Here is a 19185-nt window from a genome sequence, read left to right as displayed (position 1 = left end):
GTACCTACTTTAACCTACATCGAAACAGATGAAGGCTGGATCTATCTCACTGTGGTGATAGACCTTTTTGACCGTAAAGTGATCGGCTGGTCAATCAGCGAAACAATGAGAGCAAAAGATACAAGCATCACCTCTTTAACGAAAGCTCTTTTAAATCGTCCATTGCAGAACAATCAGGAACTACTCTTTCACTCAGACCAAGGAAAGCAATATGCCTGCCGTGAGTTTATTGCTTTATTAGCCACAAATAAAATAACCCAAAGCATGAGCCGAAAAGGAAACTGCTATGATAACGCGATAGCAGAAAGCTTCTTCAAGACATTAAAGGTAGAGCTGGTATACCAAAATAAATATAAGACTAAAGAGAAAGCAGAAAAATCAATAACCGATTATATCGAGAACTTTTACAACACCTGCAGAAGACATTCTGCACTCGGAAACTTAACCATCGAAGAGTTTCAGAATCAGCAGGCAATTAAATAATAGCTTTTCTTAGTATGCTAGAGTTAAACTGGGTGCACAATCGATGCATTTAGATTTAACAAGAACTGATAATACTGTATTAAAACAATTTGAAGGCTCAAGTTCGAAACATTACTAACACTAATGTCTGGAGAGTTTAGGTTCGAAACTTTTAGAGTTCAAATATTTCAACAAATTGACCGGATACTTAGCAGGGATAATTTATATATTACTTTTCAATCATTATAATTTTGCATTTCAATTTACAATACAATTAGTAACTCTTATAATTGTATAGAATGTAAATTCCAAGTATTGAAATCTTTTTTGGTTTCATCTTATAATTTGAAACCACTTTAGAATGTTTTTCAAATATTAAAATTTTGCAATTTTATAATTTTATCCTTATCAAATTTGAAGATATACAGTAACTACAATTGTATGGTATTAATTTAAGTTTTTATGTCATGATAATCAAACGAACCTTAATCAAATCCTTATTTTTTTTTTCTGACAATTTCTCCTTTGTTTGCCCAGAAATACAAAACAGATGTACCTGCATCACTAGTGATTCCTAGCAAGATAGAATCTCGTATTGGAACATTGAACTTTAAAGATGGTTTTCCTGATGATAAAACCGTTGAAAAAGTCTATGATAACCTCGATTTTAGCAGGGCTCTTATCGCTTTTATGAATACCATGCCCGGAGCCTCGCAGGTAGCACAACGTAAAGGTATTCGTGAATTTGGACCTGATAATGGTACCGTTATTATTTTTGAAAACTTAATGGATTCAAGATCGCTTTTTTTAACAGCAAATACAGAGAGCATGTACGCCCTTGGCTGGCTAAACTTAAAAGACGGACCTGTTGTGGTAGAATCTCCTCCCAATACCCTTGGACTAGTGGATGATTTTTGGTTTCATTATGTAACAGATCTTGGACTTGCGGGACCAGATAAGGGAAAAGGCGGGAAATTTATTTTTGTACCGCCAGGTTACAAAGGTAAAATTCCAACAGGTTATTTTGTATTTAAACCCAAGACCTATAATCTTTTATTTGGAACCAGAGGATTTGTAGTCAATGGTGATACAAAATCAACTGCAGAGAACATTAAGAAAAACTTGCGCATATATCCACTTTCAAAAGCTGTCAATCCGTCCAAAACGAATTTTGTCAATGTATCGGGAAAATCTTTCAGCACCATCCACTCTATGGATTATAATTTCTTCAAAGAAATTAACGAAGTAGTTCAGGAAGAGTCAAACGACGCCATGGATTCCGAAACCTTGGGACTGCTGGCTTCGATCGGTATTGAAAAAGGAAAACCTTTTAACCCTGATGAAAGAATGAAAAAAATACTCACTGAAGCGGCTTCGGTAGGTAATGCCACGGCAAGAGCCAGTGCTTACCGTTCGCGCCTGACAGATTCTTTCTTTTTCCCAAACAGTGCCTGGGGTACCTGTTTTATAGGAGGCAGTTATCTTTTTGAACATGAAGGTGTCCGTATGCTCGATGCTCGCTCTTATATGTTTTTCTATGCCACAGGCATCACCCCTGCTATGGCTATCCAAAAAGTGGGTGCCGGTTCAGCATATGCTGCCGCATTTGTCGATGCCCAAAAGAAACCCTTTGACGGCGGTAAGACTTATCACCTGCATTTACCTCCCAATATTCCGGCAAAACAGTTTTGGTCAGTAGTTTTGTATGACAATCAGACTCGATCTATGCTTCAGACCGATCAGCTGTTTCCGAGTATCAGCAGTCAGAAAAAAGAAACTCAGGTGAATGCTGACGGTTCTGTAGATTTGTACTTTGGACCTAAATCACCTGCAGGAAAAGAAAATAACTGGGTACAAACAATACCAGATAAAGGATGGAGCATTATCCTGCGTCTTTACGGTCCGCAGCAGTCATGGTTTGATAAGACTTGGAAACCCGGAGAAATTGAAGAAATATAATAATTTGTTAAGACGAGGAAGTTCCCTTCTATTAATTTCTAATTTAAAATATTTTTGATAATTCACATTATTTCAACTCTTTTAATGCATCTTCCAGTTTATATTTTTCTCGAACATAATCTTCCTCTAATGAGTCAATAGTCTGTTGTAAAGATGGATCATAGTGCTTAATATCCCCTGCAAATTGTTTAGTAAATTTTACTTTTTCCTTTAATAGGTTAAGTTGCTTCTGAGCGTCTTCTATGCACGTATTCATGTATTCCCGCTCGTCTTGAGGGTGCAATTCTACTTGCTCTCTCTGCTGATCAATAATCTGTTGTGACGATTTAATGATACTGTCTGATTCTTTGTTCAATGCAAACCACTTTCTCAGAAGATTATCATTAATACCAGAGACCTCATCTAAATCTGTCTCTAAGCCATTTTCATTTGAACTCGTCCAATCTTTTTGCTGGCAGCAATATAACAGTATAGCAATACCAGCCAGTATGTAAAACTTTGTTTTCATATAATTTCTTATTTAATTTCTCTTGTGATATTTTCAATTACAAAACAGTTTTATTCTTACTGCTTTTTCTGGTTTTCAATTCTTTGTCTTTGTTGTTTGCCAATTTGATAGTACTAGCAACAGGAAAATTTTCTGGTAAAATCAAAATTGTTTCTTCAATTACTTTACGAGTTTTTAATCCAACAGCAAAATGAATACTATTGGCTTCAACAATATCATTGACTTTGTCGTTTTTGAGCTTTTCTGTGGTTTGAGTAACACGAAATAAATTCATTGCCAATTCTGTATTGTCCATATGGTCGAGAATGTTTTCATCAGGATTAAGACCTCTAATCTCGCGTATGGCTTTTACATCCAGACCTCCATAAAGTCCTCTATATCCATGGTTTTGAAAAAAGGCATAATCTGCAGGGGTAACAATACCAGCTTTTCGTGCGGCTCCTGCTAGCTGAAGATTTCTCTTAGCTAGTTCTTTACGAAGAAAATATCTTCGCTCTTTTACTATTTTAAAATTTTTACTTTTTTGCTGTTGGTTCAATTCCTGCAGACGAGCTTGTGTTGCAAAATAGGCTTGTCCAAGCGCTACCGGTTTTAAAGCAGGATCTGCATTTTGAATTATAAGATAACAGCCATATCGTGATAATTTTGCATCACCCCCATTCCTTTGTAAATCACTCTCAACTGATTTTATTGCACTAAAATCTTTAAAATGTAATGCTGTCTCCTGACCTGTATTAATACAGGAAGCCTTTGCCTTATCCAGCACTTCAATAAATGAACTATACCTGGAATACCCTAGCAATTTTGCAAGATCCTTGGCACTCCAATACTCATTGCCAGCCTTATCTGTTTTTTTGAGTTTCTCAAATATCGATATGCTTTTGCTTTGTGATTTATTTGCTTTCATTGTACTTTTTATTTAAAATCTGAGATTATTTTCTAAACTTATTTTAAATTAAAATTATCCTCAATACATCTTAGCTAGACTCTAAGACAGCAAATATCATTTAATATTTTAAGCAGAAAAATGATTTGTATCACCTTATAAAAAAGCTATAAATATCAAAAGATGATCACAATCATTTTTAATTTTTACGTGTCCAACTATCTTTAAAATAAAATTAAAAGCCATAAAAAGAGAGATTAAAAAGAAATGAAAATGGAAAAATATATTTTAAAGTTTAGTGAGATCGGAATTAACGATATTAATAAAGTAGGTGGCAAAAATGCTTCTCTGGGAGAGATGTACAATAATCTTAGTCCTCATGGTATTAGAGTTTCCAATGGTTTTGCCATAACAACAACTGCCTACAAAGATTTTATAGAATACAATCATTTAAGTTTTGCTCTAAACGAATTAATGCAACTTTTGGATAAGAAAGACTTTATCAACTTAACTGAAATTGGTGAGAAAGCGAGAAAGCTGCTACTTGATGCAAAATTTCCCTTAGATCTTCAAACCGAAATTTCAGACGCCTACTCCTGTTTATGTGAAGACAAAGATCTGGCAGTTGCCGTTAGAAGTAGTGCCACTGCAGAAGATCTTGTCAATGCAAGCTTTGCTGGACAACACGATTCATTTCTAAATATTAAAGGTACAATGCCGCTGATTTATGCCGTAAAATGCTGTTTTGCGTCACTCTATACAGACAGAGCCATTAAATACAGATTTGACAAAGGTTTTGATCACGACAAAATATTTCTTTCTGTTGGTATTCAGCAAATGGTCCGCTCTGATTTAGCTTGTTCCGGTATCGGATTTACACTGGAACCCGAATCGGGATTCCTTGATGTGATTCATATTGCAGGGACCTGGGGTCTAGGTGAAACAATCGTACAAGGTATCGTAACTCCTGATGAATTTCTAGTATTTAAAAGATCCATTAAAAACAATAAAAAGGCTATTTTGCAGAAAAATCTCGGAGCAAAAAATAAGATGCTCATTTACAATGATAATTCTTCCGGTACTAATTCAACTGTTCTAAAAATTACGCCCCGAAAATGGTGCAACAAATTTGTCCTTGACGACTCCGAAATTGAAAAACTCGCCAGATGGGCCCTTATTATAGAAGAACATTATAATAAACCAATGGATTTTGAATGGGCGAAGGATGGCTTAAATGGAGAGCTTTATATTATTCAGGCCAGACCGGAAACGGTACATTCCCTCTTAAAACCACTATCAATTACTACTTATAAATTAGAAAAAAAAGGAGTAGCACTTGTTCAGGGCGAGGCTGTTGGAAACCGTATAATTTGTGGTACTGCAAGAATTCTTGTATCGCCAAAAGACGCTTCAAAACTCCAAAGTGAAGAAATTCTGGTTACTAATTTTACCAGTCCGGATTGGGATCCTATCCTAAAAAAAGTGGCTGGAATCATTACCAATAAAGGCGGACGAACAAGTCATGCCTCTATAGTAGCCAGAGAAATGGGAACACCAGCCATTGTGGGAATCGGTAATGCCACTGAAATTATTAAAGATGGGGATCTTATTACCCTGAGCTGTGCAGAAGGAAAAACCGGTTATGTCTATAAAGGCAAATTAAAATACCTGCAAACAACTGTGCCACTCAACAAAATAAAGCTCCCTCAAAAACCAAAAGTCCAGCTGATAGTTTCTGAACCCGAGAAAGCATTTGATTTATCATTTTATCCAAATGATGGCGTAGGCTTACTCAGACTTGAATTTATTATAAGCCACAACGTGAAGATACATCCCATGGCGCTCATTCATCCGGAAAAAGTACTTGATGCTGATCAAAGTTTAGCGATAGCAGCACTCACACAAAACTATAGTAGTAAGCCAAATTACCTCATCGAAAAACTCTCACAAGGTGTAGCCACAATAGCGGCAGCCTTTTATCCCAAAGAAGTCATCGTCAGAATGAGTGATTTTAAAAGCAATGAATATTCCGAGCTTCTCGGAGGCTCTTTTTTTGAGCCTCACGAAGAAAATCCAATGCTTGGTTTTCGTGGCGCTTCCCGTTACTATCATGAAAAATATCGCGAAGGATTCAGGCTTGAATGTGAAGCGATGAAAATAGTTCGGGATGAAATGGGACTTACCAATGTAAAACTCATGATTCCATTTTGTCGTACGCCCGAAGAAGGAAAAAAAGTGATCGCTCTAATGGAAGAATACGGTTTAAAACAGCGTAATAATGGTCTTGAAATATATGTTATGGCAGAGCTTCCATCAAACATATTACTGGCTCAAGAGTTTGCTGAAATTTTTGATGGTTTTTCTATCGGTTCCAATGATCTAACACAGCTTACTTTAGGCATCGACAGAGATTCTGAATTAATTGCAGATCTTTTTGATGAACAAAATCCAGCTTCAAAACAATTCATACTCCAAATGATAAATACCGCTGTGAAAATGGGTAAGAAAATTGGCCTTTGCGGACAGGCGCCTAGTGATTCAGCAGATTTTACAAAATTTTTAGTTACGGCAGGAATCGATAGTATTTCTTTTAATGCTGATGCTCTAATAAATGGTATTAAAAATATCAATACATCAACACTTTCTCTAAAATTCAAAAGAGGTGCTTCTATACATTAAGAGAACTTTTTGAATCATAAATTAAAGAATGAAACCAGTAGATAAAAACAACAAGACAAAACATTGATTATCAAAAACATTTACCGAAATTTGTTTAAAAAAAATCGATTGCAAAATGAAAAACCAGGCACTTTTAAATGCAATTATTGAAAATGCAATCGATGGCATAATCACAATTAACGAAAGAGGAATTGTTGAATCTATTAATCCTTCTGCATGCCGTCTTTTTCTGTATAATCCTGATGAAGTTATTGGCAAAAACATTTCACTTTTAATGCCTTCTCCAGATAGAGAAAAACACGATTCTTATATACAAAACTATAAATCTTCTGGAATTCCGCATATTATTGGACATGACAGGGATGTGCTTGGGAGGAAAAAAGACGGAAACATATTTCCTTTTAGGCTTGGAGTAAGTGAAGTTAAATTTGAGGGAGAAAGAATTTTTGCAGGTTTCATTCATGATATGAGCCACCAAAAAGAAGCGGAAAACCGTTTAATGCAATACACTCAGCATTTAGAAGAACTAGTAAAAGACCGTACGCAGACGTTAAACGAAACTATTGAAGCCTTAACCGCCACACAAGAAGAGGTGAGCAACACCCTCGAAAAAGAGAAAGAACTTAATAAAATTAAAAGCCGCCTCTTATCGATGGCCTCCCATGAATTTAGAACACCTTTAAGCACCATTCAGCTTTCCACTGCCCTACTGCAGCGTTATGTAGAAAATATAGCTAATCCAAAAATTGAAACCCATATACGGAAGATCAAAAGCGCCATTGTAAACCTGACTACAATTTTGAATGATTTTTTACTTCTTGAAAAAGCAGAATCGAATAAAATTACTCTCGAAATATCAACTTTTAATCTACAGGATTTTATCAAAGAAATTATAGGAGAATTGAAGCTCCTTACAAAAAAGAGACAAAAGATAATTAGCATACCCAATACTGAAATTATTTTGGTAAAGCTGGACAAAAACTTACTCAAAAATTGCATCATCAATCTTGTATCCAATGCTATAAAATATTCAGGAGAGGAAACCGAAATCGAACTATCGACTTCAATCACGGATACTATGATAACCATCAATGTTAAAGATAATGGCATTGGCATTCCTGAGGAAGATCATAAACATTTGTTTGAAGCTTTCTTTAGAGCGCATAATACAGGAAATATTCCAGGGACGGGTCTGGGACTTCATATTGTTTCACGCTATGTATCACTAATGAATGGAACCATTTCATTTAAAAGCGCCATTGATAAAGGAACTTTATTTACTATTGAATTGCCACGTTATGACTAAAATACTTATCATTGAAGATAATGACAATATCAGAGAAAATGTTGTTGAAATACTTGAACTCTCCGGTTATGAGGTTTTTGCAGCAGCTAATGGAAAAACAGGAGTGGAAACAGCACTTAAAATATTGCCTGATCTAATACTATGTGATATTATGATGCCTGAACTTGATGGATATGGCGTTTTACATATTCTTCATAAACATCCTGAAACACAAGCAACATCTATTATATTTTTGACTGCCAAAGCGGAAAGAGCCGATATTCGTAAAGGAATGGAGCTGGGAGTTGATGATTATCTTACCAAGCCATTTGATGATATTGAGCTCCTTAAGGCAATAGAAGCCAGATTGAAGAAAAAAGAACTGCAACAACTTTTTTATGGACAGAGTGCCGAAAACCTCAACGCAGTTATTTCTAAAGAAGACGGACTCGTAAAACTAAAAGAAATCATGCTTGATCGCAGCACCCGACATTATAAAAAAAATCAATATATTCATTACGAAGGCGATCATGTACTAGGAATCTATTATATCATAAGCGGAAAAGTTAAGACGGTAAAACTTACTCAGGAAGGACGTGAACTTATTACTGGCGTTTATAAAGAAAATGATTATCTGGATATCAGTATACTGTTTTCAAATGATACTTATAACGATACCACTATTGCACTGGAAGAAACAGTTTTAAGCTTTTTGCCAACAGAACAGCTTGATAAACTTCTTTTTCTGTATCCTGATGTTGGTGCTAAATTCATCAAAATTCTCGCCAATGATATGCGAGAAAAAGAAGAACGACTGCTGCAGATTGCTTATATGTCAGTACGCAAAAGAATTGCCCAAGGTATTGTACACCTAGCAAAGGAGCACAGCTCTGATGGCAATAGTATTAAATTCTCCAGAGATGATCTGGCCGCTTTTTCTGGAACATCACCTGAAACTGTCAGCCGTACTTTAAGCGATTTTAAGGAAGAAGGATTAATAGAAAAAACCTCAAGTACTATACATATCCTTAATTTAGATAAACTAAGCAGGATAAAAAACTAAAAAATCAATTTATGATGAAGATCATATTCGCAAATGATTTTCATCATCTGTCCGCAACATAATCTACTGTAATTTTGGTTGCACTATTTCATAAAACAAAATCTATCTGATCTGTTTTTTCGAACTAGTCTAAAACTTTAGTAAAAAAAGTTGAATAATGAAAGTAATTAAACACTCAGGTCATGTTGTCCCGTTCGACATCGAAAAATTAAAACTTTCTCTTCAAAAATCTGGAGCTGATGCTGATCTTATAAGAGAATGCCTTGTACAGATAAAAAATCAAATGTATGAAGGCATAACTACCAAGCAAATATATAAACTGGCATTTGCGATCTTAAAAAAAGCGTCAAACGGACATGCCGCGCGATATAACCTGCGCTACGCATTGCAAATGCTTGGTCCGGCAGGTTTTTTCTTTGAAAAATTTATATCCAGACTTTATGCCGCCGAAGGTTACAAAACAAGAACAAATCTAACCCTGCAGGGAAAATGTGTATCGCATGAAGTAGATGTGGCACTGAAAAAAGAAAACAAGCTGTCGATGGTTGAATGTAAATTTCATAGCAGCAGAGAAGGAGCTTCAGATGTAAAAGTACCAATGTATATTCTGTCCCGATTTAATGATCTCAAAGCTAAACAGCATACTATTTTTAGCGGAAGCGAAAACATAGATTCCTGTATAATAGTAACAAACAACCGATTTACTAAAGATGCTGAAACTTTTGCCATTTGCAGTGGAATAACTCTTTTAAGCTGGGATTATCCTAAAAATAACAGCATTAAAAATAAAATAGATAAAGGAGGACTTTACCCGATTACATGTCTCACAACGCTGTCAATGGTCGAAAAAGAAAAATTGCTTATTCTCGATCAAATACTTGTAAAAGATCTTATTAATGATTCGAAAAGTCTTCATAAAATAGGAATTAGTGAAAACCGGATCAGAAATGTATTAAAAGAAGCTTCACAAATTTGTAAACTTATTTAAGATGAAAATAAAATTTATTGGAGGCGCCGGAACCGTAACAGGCTCAAAGACACTCATAGAAAGTAATGGTATAAGAATATTGATTGATTGTGGGCTTTTTCAAGGGCTTAAGGCGCTCAGACAACTTAACTGGGAGCCTTTGCCAGTTTTGCCCTCAACAATAGATTATGTGCTACTAACACACGGTCACCTGGATCATTGCGGATGGCTTCCAAGATTGGTTGCACAGGGATTCACAGGTAAAATATATTGCACCTCTCCTACTAGAGATGTGGCCAAACTTGTTCTTTTAGACAGCGCTAAAATTCAGGAAGAAGAAGCCAACAAAGCCAACAAAGAACATTATTCTAAACATGAAAAGGCAGAACCACTCTATACTTTAGAGCAAGCTGAAGCTGTTCTTCCCTATTTTAAAATCTTACAACCAGATACTTCAACAGACATTTCTTCTGATATTACTGCTACTTATACTGGTGCAGGACATATTATTGGTGCCTGCACTATTACACTAATACTTGAAGGCAAAACTTTGGTTTTTTCAGGTGACATAGGACGTGATGATGATGTCTTGATGTTTCCGCCAACAAAACCCATACTAGGTGATTATCTTTTTTTAGAAAGTACTTATGGTAACCGTATTCATCCGGATCTGGATGCAAAAAAAGAGCTTGAAAACTATATCAATACCACTATAGAACAAAAAGGAACTGTTATTATTCCAGGATTTGCTGTAGAAAGAGCACAATCTATAATGTACTTAATATGGCAACTTAAAATTGAAGGCAGAATTCCAGATGTTCCCTACATTCTCGATACTCCGATGGGCGCCAGTGTCCTGGATATTTTTTTACAGAATATGCAATGGCACAAACTCTCTGCTAATGACTGTCATGAAATGTGCAAAATGTTTAAAATAGTTTCTGAATACGAACAGACTATGCGAATCATTGAAGATCCTCAGCCCAAGGTAATCATTGCTGCTAGCGGAATGGCCACAGGAGGTCGAGTATTATCCTATTTCGAGCATTATATAGACCTGGAGAAAACTACTGTTGTAATGGTAGGCTATCAGGCAGAGGGCACTCGTGGAAGAAGACTTCTTGAAGGTGCCGATGAAATTAAAATATACGGAAACTACTACAACGTAGAAGCTAAAATAGTTCAGATTGAAGGACTCTCTGCTCACGGAGATCAGGAAGATCTTGTAAACTGGCTTTCAGCTCTTAAAAATGTTCCCAAATGCATTTACTTAGTACATGGAGAAAATCTTCCGGCAGATGAACTTCGAATTAAAATTCAGGATAGATATGGTTTTAAGTGTAGTGTTCCGATCATAGGAAGCGAAATAGAAATCTAGAAGATTTTTCATTTCCTTCTAAAATATTTTGGAACCTCAAACCATAATACGGATACTGATCCTGCCAATACACATACAATAAGCTGAAAAACTGTAGGCATTTCAAAATTAAATAAAGAACGTAAAAAAGGTACTGCAAATAATAGTATAACCAAAAGCACCGTAATGCCTATTAAAAGCGAAACCATAAAATTTTTATAGTGAACTGTTACCCATAATGAATAATAAAAAGATCGGTTTACCAGTGTGAGTAGAACATTAGCCGAAATCAAAGTCAAAAAAACCAAACTTCGCGTGCTGTCTTCATTCCATTGATTATACACTGACCACTGATATATTCCTAATACTCCTATGGTAATAACAACTCCCTGCAAAATACTTGTTATCAATTCTTTTACCTTAAAAAAAGTAGACGTTAATGCTCTTGGTCCTCTTTGCATGGTATCGGCTTCAGTAGGTTCATTCTCATAGAGTATTGAACAGGTTGGTCCCATAATTAGTTCTAGCAGAATTACATGGAGCGGACTGAATATATTGGGATAAATCCATCCTAAAGCAAGTGGAATAAAAACGATCAGAATTATGGGAATATGTATTGATATAATATATTGAATTGCCTTTTTCAGATTCGTATAAATTCTTCTTCCCATTGCGACGGCCTCTACCATTTTAGAAAGATCATCTTCCACCAGAATCAACGAAGCAGCATCTTTCGCTATAGCTGTTCCTTTTTTTCCCATGGCAATACCTATGTGAGCTGCTTTAAGTGAAGGTCCGTCATTTACACCGTCACCGGTCATGGCTACAATTTGTCCATTTGCTTTGAGAGCGCTTACAATTCTTAGTTTGGCTTCGGGAAACATTCGGCTAAACAAATTGATATCCGTTACTTTACTTTGTAATTCTGAATCACTCAACTTCATTAGCTCATCGCCTGTAATGGCTTTATCAAATCCCTTAAAACCGATCTGCTGAGCAATTGCGTTTGTTGTACGGGCATTATCTCCTGTAATAATCTTCACCCCAATTCCTGCTTTATAAAAAGACTGTAATACCTCTGAAATATTATCCTTAGGCGGATCATAAAAAGCAACTAAGCCTTTAAATATAAATGGAATTTCCTGCTGTTTTTCAGGATAATTATTTCCTTCCAAAGAGCCTTGAGCAACTCCAAGAACCCTGTATCCTTTTCCTGTTAGTTTATCCATAGCCAATAGGACAATTTCTCTGGTTTCGTTTGTAAGATGGCAAACTTCAAAAATTGCTTCAGGTGCTCCTTTTGCAGCAATAATTCGATTTCCTCCATCATCTTCAAAAATATGAGTCATCATTGGCGGCCTACCTGATAACGGATATTCATGAATCATTTTAAAGTTGGCAGTCAAATCTTTAGCTGTAAACTTTTTATAAGTATTATGAAGTGCTATTTCCATCGGATCAAAAGGTATGGGTTCACTTGCCCACATAGCTGTCGTTATAAGATCCTCAGTTTCTTTTGATTCTCCAAAAGTATTAACTTCTGCGTCTAATCCAGAGGGCAAGTAAAGACTCGCTAATTCCATTTTATTCTGAGTTATGGTTCCCGTTTTGTCTGTACAAATAATGGTGGCGCTGCCTAGTGTTTCAACTGTTTTCATTTGTTTGACTACGATGCCCATTTTCATTAACCTGCGCGCTCCCAATGCCATAAATGTTGTAAAAGCAACCGGAATCTCCTCTGGTAATATACTCATTGCTAAGGTGAGCGCTACCAAAAGACTTCCCAAAACATTACCCAATCTGACATAATTGATAGCCCAGACCAGAATAAAAATCAGAACTCCAACAAAAACCATCTTTTTTATAAAATTCCCAATCTGAAGTTCTAATGGCGTCTTTTCTTCGGCAATAGCTTCCAGGCTTCTTCCTATTTTACCCAGCCTTGTTTCATTTCCTATTTCTGTTACTTTAATTATGGCCAATCCGCTGACAACGGTAGTTCCCGTAAACACTTTGTGATCTTCTTTATCTTTATCTTTAAAAACACTCATCGACTCACCGGTAAGTATCGATTCGTTTACTGAAAAATCATTTGAACTAATGATAACTCCGTCAGCAGGGACCAATCCCCCTTCCTCTACAATTACCAGGTCACTAACGACAATATCTTGTGTTTTAACATTTTGCTGTTTACCCTCACGAATAACTTTGCACAAAGGTTCTGTAAATTCCTGTAATTTTGCCAAAGCATTTTGGCTTCTTTTTTCCTGATAAAGTGATATGGCTGCAATTAGTAAAATTGAAACGGTAAGAAATACTGCGTCGCTATATTGACTATTGATAAAATAAATTCCTGCGGCAACGAGTAATAAAAGAATCATTGGTTCTGCAAAGATGCTTTTTAGAAAAGCTAAGAACCTGTTCTCCTTTTTGTAATTATACTTATTGATTCCATATTTTGCTCTAAAGTCAAGTACTTCTTCAATATTTAGTCCCTGTAATTCTTGTTCCTTATTATTCATAGCTTGTACATAAATTAGCATCGCCGTATACTATCTTAAAGATACAAAATAAGTTTTGCTTTAAACAGCGGCTTCAAGTATTGAAAAAGTATAGCTTTTTTATTCCAGACTAACCGATGGAAAGATGTGCAGTCGTACTTTTAAGGCCTTTAAAACCAAACAATGTTCTTTACAAATTGAGAAAATTTTCAATGTTTTGTTGATCATTTTACTTTCCTCAATAACAGCCATAGGTCTTAGAACAATATCAGTTATCTCTGAAAATTCATCTGATAGTAGTATAGACGCACGGGCGCTACTTTTGAATCTTTTAAATTTTAATCCTTTATGTCTGGCTGTATTAAAAAATGCAGTCATATAAGAACTTTCTACGGCGGCGAGAAATAGATGTTCTGCTGACCACACATTTTCATCGAGATTTTTTAAACAGGAATAAGATGATACTTCTATATCATTATTAAAGATAACGGCACTTACTTTTGCAGTTCCATTTAGCTGACATTCCAAATCTACCTGATATTCCTGTGAAGTTTTCATAATAACTAAATTAGTTAGTTCTTCATTAGTAATAAATGATATCCAACATATCTTTTATCTGGCACTAAATTAAAAACTAAAAACAGAAGTGCTAAAAGTCATTATTACAAATGATTCAGATCATTTTTATTCTTTGTGCTTTAATGCAATTTTACATAGCAAAAGGAATTAACGGTAAATTTTAGATTTAAGAGTTGCACAAGCTTCTAATTTCTAAAAACCTAATAAAATCTTATACTAACCCAAAAAAAGATAGCCATGGAAAATCAACATTTATTCGTAGCACATTATAAATCACTGCAGCAGGCTGAGGATGCAATCAAAAAATTAAAAAAAAGTGGTTACGACATTACAAAACTTTCAATAATTGGTAAAGATTGCTATACGGAACAAAATGTTCTTGGATACTTTAACATTTACGATAAAATGGAAAAATGGAGTACTACCGGATTATTTGCCATAGGGCTATGCGGGTTATTGTTTGGATTACTATTTATTTTCAACCTCACTGCCAATCTTCCCTACTTTAGAATACCCATCATATATGCCTGTGTCGCCGTACTTCTAGGAGCTACGTTGCCATTAATAGGTATGGGATTTTCAAAAGACAAAACCATAAAATATAAAACCGAAGTAAAAGCCCGTAAATATGTGCTGCTTGCTCAGGAAACAAATGCCAACATTGAAATTATGAGAACCACACTTAATACTCATATTCCTAAAGAAAATTCAATAGAGGAAAAAGAGAACCGCGCTCTATTAGAGAACGAAGCTTTTCACCTCTAACAAATAAAACACTATAAACTCAAATTAAGCAACTATCTAAATGAAAATAATATGAAAACAAATGAAGAATTACAAAGAGATGTTCAAGACGCCATTAAATGGGAACCACAGCTGCATGCCGCAGAAATTGGTGTAACTGCAAAAGATGGTGTAGTAACCCTAATGGGAACTGTAGACGCTTATTATAAAAAAATTGAGGCTGAAAATGCCGCCAAAAATGTTGATGGCGTCAAAGCGGTTGTTGAGGAAATAGAAATCAAATATTCCAGCAATAAAAAGTCTGATGAAGATATTGCCAACGATGTCTTGAAGGCTTTAACAGATAACTGGAATGTACCTCAGGAAAAGATTCAGATTAAAGTTGAAAAAGGCTGGGTTACGCTTGAGGGTCAGGTAACCTGGAATTATCAAAAAGAAGCCGCCAATAAATCCGTCGGCCATCTTACAGGTGTGAAAGGCGTAACCAACCGTATCAAAATAAAATCTGAAATACAGGATGAAATTGAGAAAAAAAATATTGTAAAAGCCTTAGAAAGCAATTGGACACTGCACTCTGAGAACATATTCATTAAAGTCGATGGTACAACCGTGACATTGACAGGAGCTGTTTCTTCACTTTTTCAAAAAGATCTTGCAGAAAAAATAGTTTGGAAAACCCCGGGAATCTGGTCCGTCAATAATCAGCTTGTTGTGGAACATAAGTATGCCATATCAGAATAACTTTAAAAGGGAGATGAAGTTTTCCCTTTTATCCCAGTTTTTTAAAATGCATAAAGAGGTTCATTTTGATAGTTTTTCCTAAAAAAATTATTTTTAAAATTAAAAATTATGAAAACAATAATAACCTTAATGACAATTACAGCAATCACTGCTGTAATTCTGATTAGTAACATAAGACAAAACCAAAAAAAAACTAACTCTTAAATAGCAATATCATGGAACCAAGCTGGATCATATTAACATTTATGAGCATCGTCATTTTAATTGTGATGATTTACATCTTTATACAAAACAATAAAGATCGCAAACAATATGAAAAAGATTTAAACACACCTTCAAATCTGTATGAAGAAGAATCTGAAGTAAATGACTTAGATAAATTTTAATTTTTTTATCCTATTAACAATATGAAAATATGAAAACTACAATACTGTATACTCTGTTTCTCATAGCTGCTACACTTACGCTAGTGAATCGTTATACTCCATTATATATCAATAATTCAATACTTCATTTTATCATCCTTTTTATTGCAGCTTTAACTTTTGTACTTATAGCAAGCCAGTTATTTGGAAAATTAAAAAGATCAAAATCACAGTTACTGGCATTCATTATTGTTGGAGTTTTATGTTTTATTAAATCCTTCCTTACTTGGGGTGGTGACTGGAAAACACAAACAATTTTATACAAGAACGTGACGAATGATAATAAGAATATAGAGTTTCAAATGCGTGGGGATCGCTTTTCATTCGGATATAAAAAACGCGTTGTAAACAGGTTAAAATTATTTCCCGGATTTGACTGGACTACTGATATTGATACCGCGACAATCGATCACAAGCACTGGAAAAAAATGAATCTTTATGTTAATGAAATGAAGTTTGTTTCAAAATAATAATAAACCGAATTCGTCATTAATTAAAACAATTAGGGCTTCGTACCCGATCAAAAATCTAGAAAGCATGAAAAAAATACTTGTTACAACCGACTTATCTCATAGCTCCAAAGTAGCTGTACGTTTTGCTATTCAGCTGGCATCTCAAATAGGTTATGAACTTACATTTCTATATGTAAATACGTCATTTATTATTGATCCTTTTTCAGCTGTTACTTTTGTAGGTCTTCCGGAGCCAGATAACAAAAAACAGGAACAAGCTCTTATAAAATTTGTACATACGCTCTACAGACAAACCAATAAACAACCAGGTAAAACAACTTATATTGCGGAAAATAAACTTGATGTAAGCGAAGCCATTCTAAATTGTGCCAAAAGAATTAAAGCCGATTATATCTGTATGAGTACAAGAGGCGGTGGTCTTGTAAATAAGCTATTGGGAAGTCATACGACCAGAATCTTACATGACTCTCCGATCCCACTTCTGGTTGTTCCAAGACATTACAGAATAAAAAAATTAAGTACTATTTTATACCCGTCAGATTTAGAAAAAATAGAAACTGAAATGCCGCTGATTAAAAAATTCGGGGCCTCGTTTGATGCTTCGATCGCTGTATACCATTATGATTATTTTACACAGGAAGAAGAAGTCCACAAAAAACTCAATAAAATAGAGCATAAATTTAAGTCTGACAAAGTATCTTTTCATTTCAAAAAGTTAGATCCGGAAGTATCTCTATTACGACACTTACAGATTGATATTATGACAATAAAACCATCTATCATAACCATGTTTGCCAAAGAAAACCGAAACTGGTTGGAGCAATTATTTCAACCGCTTAAAACTTCTGAAAAAGGTTTTAATACCAGAACTCCAATGCTGGTATTTAAAAAATAATAATTGGCAGGAAAATCAGATATACGATTTAACCTGCCAATACTTTATATCTTAAAAAATCCTGCTTTTTCGTAATAGCACTAGTATCTTTTAATGGTTCACAATCTCTGAATATTACTTTTTAAAAAGCGTCTTTATTTTCAACCAAGATTGAAATCATAATCTTACGCTATAATAGAATTTGGGTAATCAAAAAACAATTACAATGAAAAGAAGTATATGGTTCATTATAGTATTATCTGTTTTTTTAGTTCAATGCTCCAGCTCAACTATAATTAGTTCATGGCAGGCCTCGGAGAAGCTAAATTTAAAAACTGGTCGTATCGTCGTAGTTGGATTGATAAAAGAATCAGACAAATCGCTTCAGTGGCAAATGGAAAATCATCTTGCTGACGATCTTTGCAATCTTGGTTATGATGCCGTTCCATCTATTGAACTTTATGGCATTGAAGCATTTAAAGGAAAAGATGAAAAAGAGATCATAAAACAATTAGAGCAAGATGATATAGCTGCCGTTTTAACGATTGTATTGCTTAATAAACAAAAAGAAAAGTACTATGCTCTAAAAAGCATGTATGATTTGACAGACCCATATAATGATAATGACTTCTCTATTTACTATAACGCTATTTACACTAAAATCTACCAGGAAGGATATTATGTCAATGATACCTATTATTTTTGGGAAAGTAATCTATTTACAATGCCAGATCAAAAATTAGAATATTCCGTACAGACACAATCCTTTAATCCCTTAAACACCACTAGTCTTGCACATGCATATGGAAAACTAATTATACAGGATATGCTTAGCAATAATATAATTCATAATAGTCATAAACAGAAAGAATAGGGCCATTTGGCTTAAAAAAGATTTCAAAAGACTAAAATTTTAAATTACAAATGTAAAATGAAAAGCTAAAAACCTTAAATCCATTGAATGGGCGTACGGTGAAATTTTGGTTTTAATCCATAATTTTTAATGCTATGCTCAATTATAAAAAGCCTTGCCTGTTCAATATCATCTGTAATCATGAATAATTTCGAATCAGCATCATTAATGGTTCCCTCACTTTTCATGAGATTAATATGCTCAATAAGCGCTTTATGGTATTGTGTATTGAAAATTATTATTGGAAAGTTTTTAATCTTGCCTGTCTGTATAAGTGTAAGTGCTTCAAAATATTCATCTAATGTTCCAAAACCTCCAGGCATAACTACAAAGGCAAAAGAATATTTTACCAAAAGTATTTTACGAATAAAAAAATGTTTTGCCTCTACCCATTTATCGAGATAAGAATTAGGCATTTGATCAACCGGCAGTTTAATATTACATCCAACAGTCTTCCCACCCACTTCTTTTGCTCCGCGATTAGCGGCTTCCATAAGACCTGGTCCTCCGCCTGTCATTATTGTAAAACCAAGTTTGGCAAATTCACCTGCAGCCTTTTTGGTAAATTCATAATAAACGTGATCTTCCTTAAAACGAGAAGATCCAAAAAAAGTGATACAAGGACCAATGTAATAGAGTTTACGAAAGGATTTAATCAGTTCCCATAAAATAATAATTATAAATTTCAGTTCAGCAAATCTCGACTGTGGCCCTTCTAAAAACTTAATTTCTGACTTATCACTTTGAGTTTCTTGCTCTGTCATAATTT

18 protein-coding genes are annotated in these 19185 nt (G+C 34.8%); 13 read left to right on the top strand and 5 right to left on the bottom strand.

All coding sequences use genetic code 11. The annotated features are described in order from the left end of the window. The first annotated feature begins 18 nt into the window (after nucleotides 1-18). Together QLQ95_RS17520 and QLQ95_RS17515 are read left to right on the top strand one after the other, a co-directional pair. On the top strand, nucleotides 19-483 hold the full coding sequence (locus tag QLQ95_RS17520; protein WP_482504065.1) for an IS3 family transposase: 465 nt from the start codon (nucleotides 19-21) through the stop codon (nucleotides 481-483). A 504-nt stretch (nucleotides 484-987) separates the two neighbouring features. Then, the gene (locus QLQ95_RS17515) at nucleotides 988-2421 is read left to right on the top strand and encodes a DUF1254 domain-containing protein (protein WP_482500822.1); all 1434 of its coding nucleotides are present in this window, start codon (nucleotides 988-990) and stop codon (nucleotides 2419-2421) included. Nucleotides 2422-2488: 67 nt separating this feature from the next. Here the strand turns inward: QLQ95_RS17515 and QLQ95_RS17510 are convergent, their stop codons facing one another. Continuing rightward, on the bottom strand, nucleotides 2489-2929 hold the full coding sequence (locus tag QLQ95_RS17510; protein WP_286969005.1) for a hypothetical protein: 441 nt from the start codon (nucleotides 2927-2929) through the stop codon (nucleotides 2489-2491). A 37-nt stretch (nucleotides 2930-2966) separates the two neighbouring features. Then, nucleotides 2967-3836, bottom strand: coding sequence for a DNA damage-inducible protein D (gene dinD, locus QLQ95_RS17505; RefSeq protein WP_482500820.1), 870 nt, complete (start codon nucleotides 3834-3836; stop codon nucleotides 2967-2969). Nucleotides 3837-4088: 252 nt separating this feature from the next. On the opposite strand from dinD, the gene ppsA reads away from it, so the two are divergent. The 5 genes from ppsA to QLQ95_RS17480 all read left to right on the top strand — a co-directional run bounded on the left by ppsA (nucleotide 4089) and on the right by QLQ95_RS17480 (nucleotide 11187). Further along, on the top strand, nucleotides 4089-6494 hold the full coding sequence (gene ppsA, locus QLQ95_RS17500) for a phosphoenolpyruvate synthase (RefSeq protein WP_286969002.1): 2406 nt from the start codon (nucleotides 4089-4091) through the stop codon (nucleotides 6492-6494). A gap of 115 nt (nucleotides 6495-6609) precedes the next feature. Next, nucleotides 6610-7800, top strand: a complete 1191-nt coding sequence (locus QLQ95_RS17495) for a PAS domain-containing sensor histidine kinase (RefSeq protein ID WP_482500818.1) — start codon at nucleotides 6610-6612, stop codon at nucleotides 7798-7800. Next, nucleotides 7793-8842, top strand: coding sequence for a response regulator (locus QLQ95_RS17490; RefSeq protein ID WP_482500816.1), 1050 nt, complete (start codon nucleotides 7793-7795; stop codon nucleotides 8840-8842). The genes QLQ95_RS17495 and QLQ95_RS17490 overlap by 8 nt, the downstream gene beginning before the upstream one ends. A 157-nt stretch (nucleotides 8843-8999) precedes the next feature. After that, on the top strand, nucleotides 9000-9830 hold the full coding sequence (locus QLQ95_RS17485; protein ID WP_482500814.1) for a restriction endonuclease: 831 nt from the start codon (nucleotides 9000-9002) through the stop codon (nucleotides 9828-9830). Between the two features lies 1 nt (nucleotide 9831). Beyond that, the gene (locus QLQ95_RS17480) at nucleotides 9832-11187 is read left to right on the top strand and encodes an MBL fold metallo-hydrolase (protein WP_482500812.1); all 1356 of its coding nucleotides are present in this window, start codon (nucleotides 9832-9834) and stop codon (nucleotides 11185-11187) included. Between the two features lie 8 nt (nucleotides 11188-11195). Here the strand turns inward: QLQ95_RS17480 and QLQ95_RS17475 are convergent, their stop codons facing one another. Both QLQ95_RS17475 and QLQ95_RS17470 read right to left on the bottom strand, forming a co-directional pair. Then, entirely contained in the window at nucleotides 11196-13688 is a 2493-nt protein-coding gene (locus QLQ95_RS17475; RefSeq protein WP_482500810.1) for a cation-translocating P-type ATPase, read from the bottom strand. Between the two features lie 99 nt (nucleotides 13689-13787). Further along, complete coding sequence (locus tag QLQ95_RS17470; RefSeq protein WP_482500808.1) at nucleotides 13788-14225, bottom strand: hypothetical protein; 438 nt, start codon at nucleotides 14223-14225, stop codon at nucleotides 13788-13790. Between the two features lie 258 nt (nucleotides 14226-14483). On the opposite strand from QLQ95_RS17470, the gene QLQ95_RS17465 reads away from it, so the two are divergent. The 6 genes from QLQ95_RS17465 (at nucleotide 14484) to QLQ95_RS17440 (ending at nucleotide 18377) form a co-directional block, all read left to right on the top strand. Beyond that, entirely contained in the window at nucleotides 14484-15011 is a 528-nt protein-coding gene (locus tag QLQ95_RS17465; protein ID WP_286968995.1) for a hypothetical protein, read from the top strand. 51 nt (nucleotides 15012-15062) lie between these two features. Then, entirely contained in the window at nucleotides 15063-15731 is a 669-nt protein-coding gene (locus QLQ95_RS17460; RefSeq protein ID WP_482500806.1) for a BON domain-containing protein, read from the top strand. 215 nt (nucleotides 15732-15946) lie between these two features. Then, the gene (locus QLQ95_RS17455) at nucleotides 15947-16117 is read left to right on the top strand and encodes a hypothetical protein (protein ID WP_157849131.1); all 171 of its coding nucleotides are present in this window, start codon (nucleotides 15947-15949) and stop codon (nucleotides 16115-16117) included. Nucleotides 16118-16146: 29 nt separating this feature from the next. Continuing rightward, nucleotides 16147-16626: a hypothetical protein gene (locus tag QLQ95_RS17450; RefSeq protein WP_482500804.1), complete on the top strand. Its 480-nt coding sequence runs from the start codon at nucleotides 16147-16149 to the stop codon at nucleotides 16624-16626. Nucleotides 16627-16693: 67 nt separating this feature from the next. Then, nucleotides 16694-17524, top strand: coding sequence for a universal stress protein (locus QLQ95_RS17445; protein ID WP_286968991.1), 831 nt, complete (start codon nucleotides 16694-16696; stop codon nucleotides 17522-17524). 205 nt (nucleotides 17525-17729) lie between these two features. After that, nucleotides 17730-18377 (top strand): hypothetical protein, encoded by a 648-nt coding sequence (locus QLQ95_RS17440; protein ID WP_286968989.1) that lies wholly within the window; start codon nucleotides 17730-17732, stop codon nucleotides 18375-18377. Between the two features lie 74 nt (nucleotides 18378-18451). Here QLQ95_RS17440 and QLQ95_RS17435 read toward each other — a convergent pair whose 3' ends face one another. Next, a complete protein-coding gene (locus QLQ95_RS17435) occupies nucleotides 18452-19180 on the bottom strand; it encodes an LOG family protein (RefSeq protein WP_395414787.1) in 729 nt (242 codons plus the stop codon). Nucleotides 19181-19185 lie beyond the last annotated feature (5 nt).

It is taken from the genome of Flavobacterium sp. B330r, from assembly GCF_056824325.1.
The sequence above is the reverse complement of the archived record's forward strand: the minus strand, read 5'-3'. Positions and strand labels throughout refer to the sequence as shown.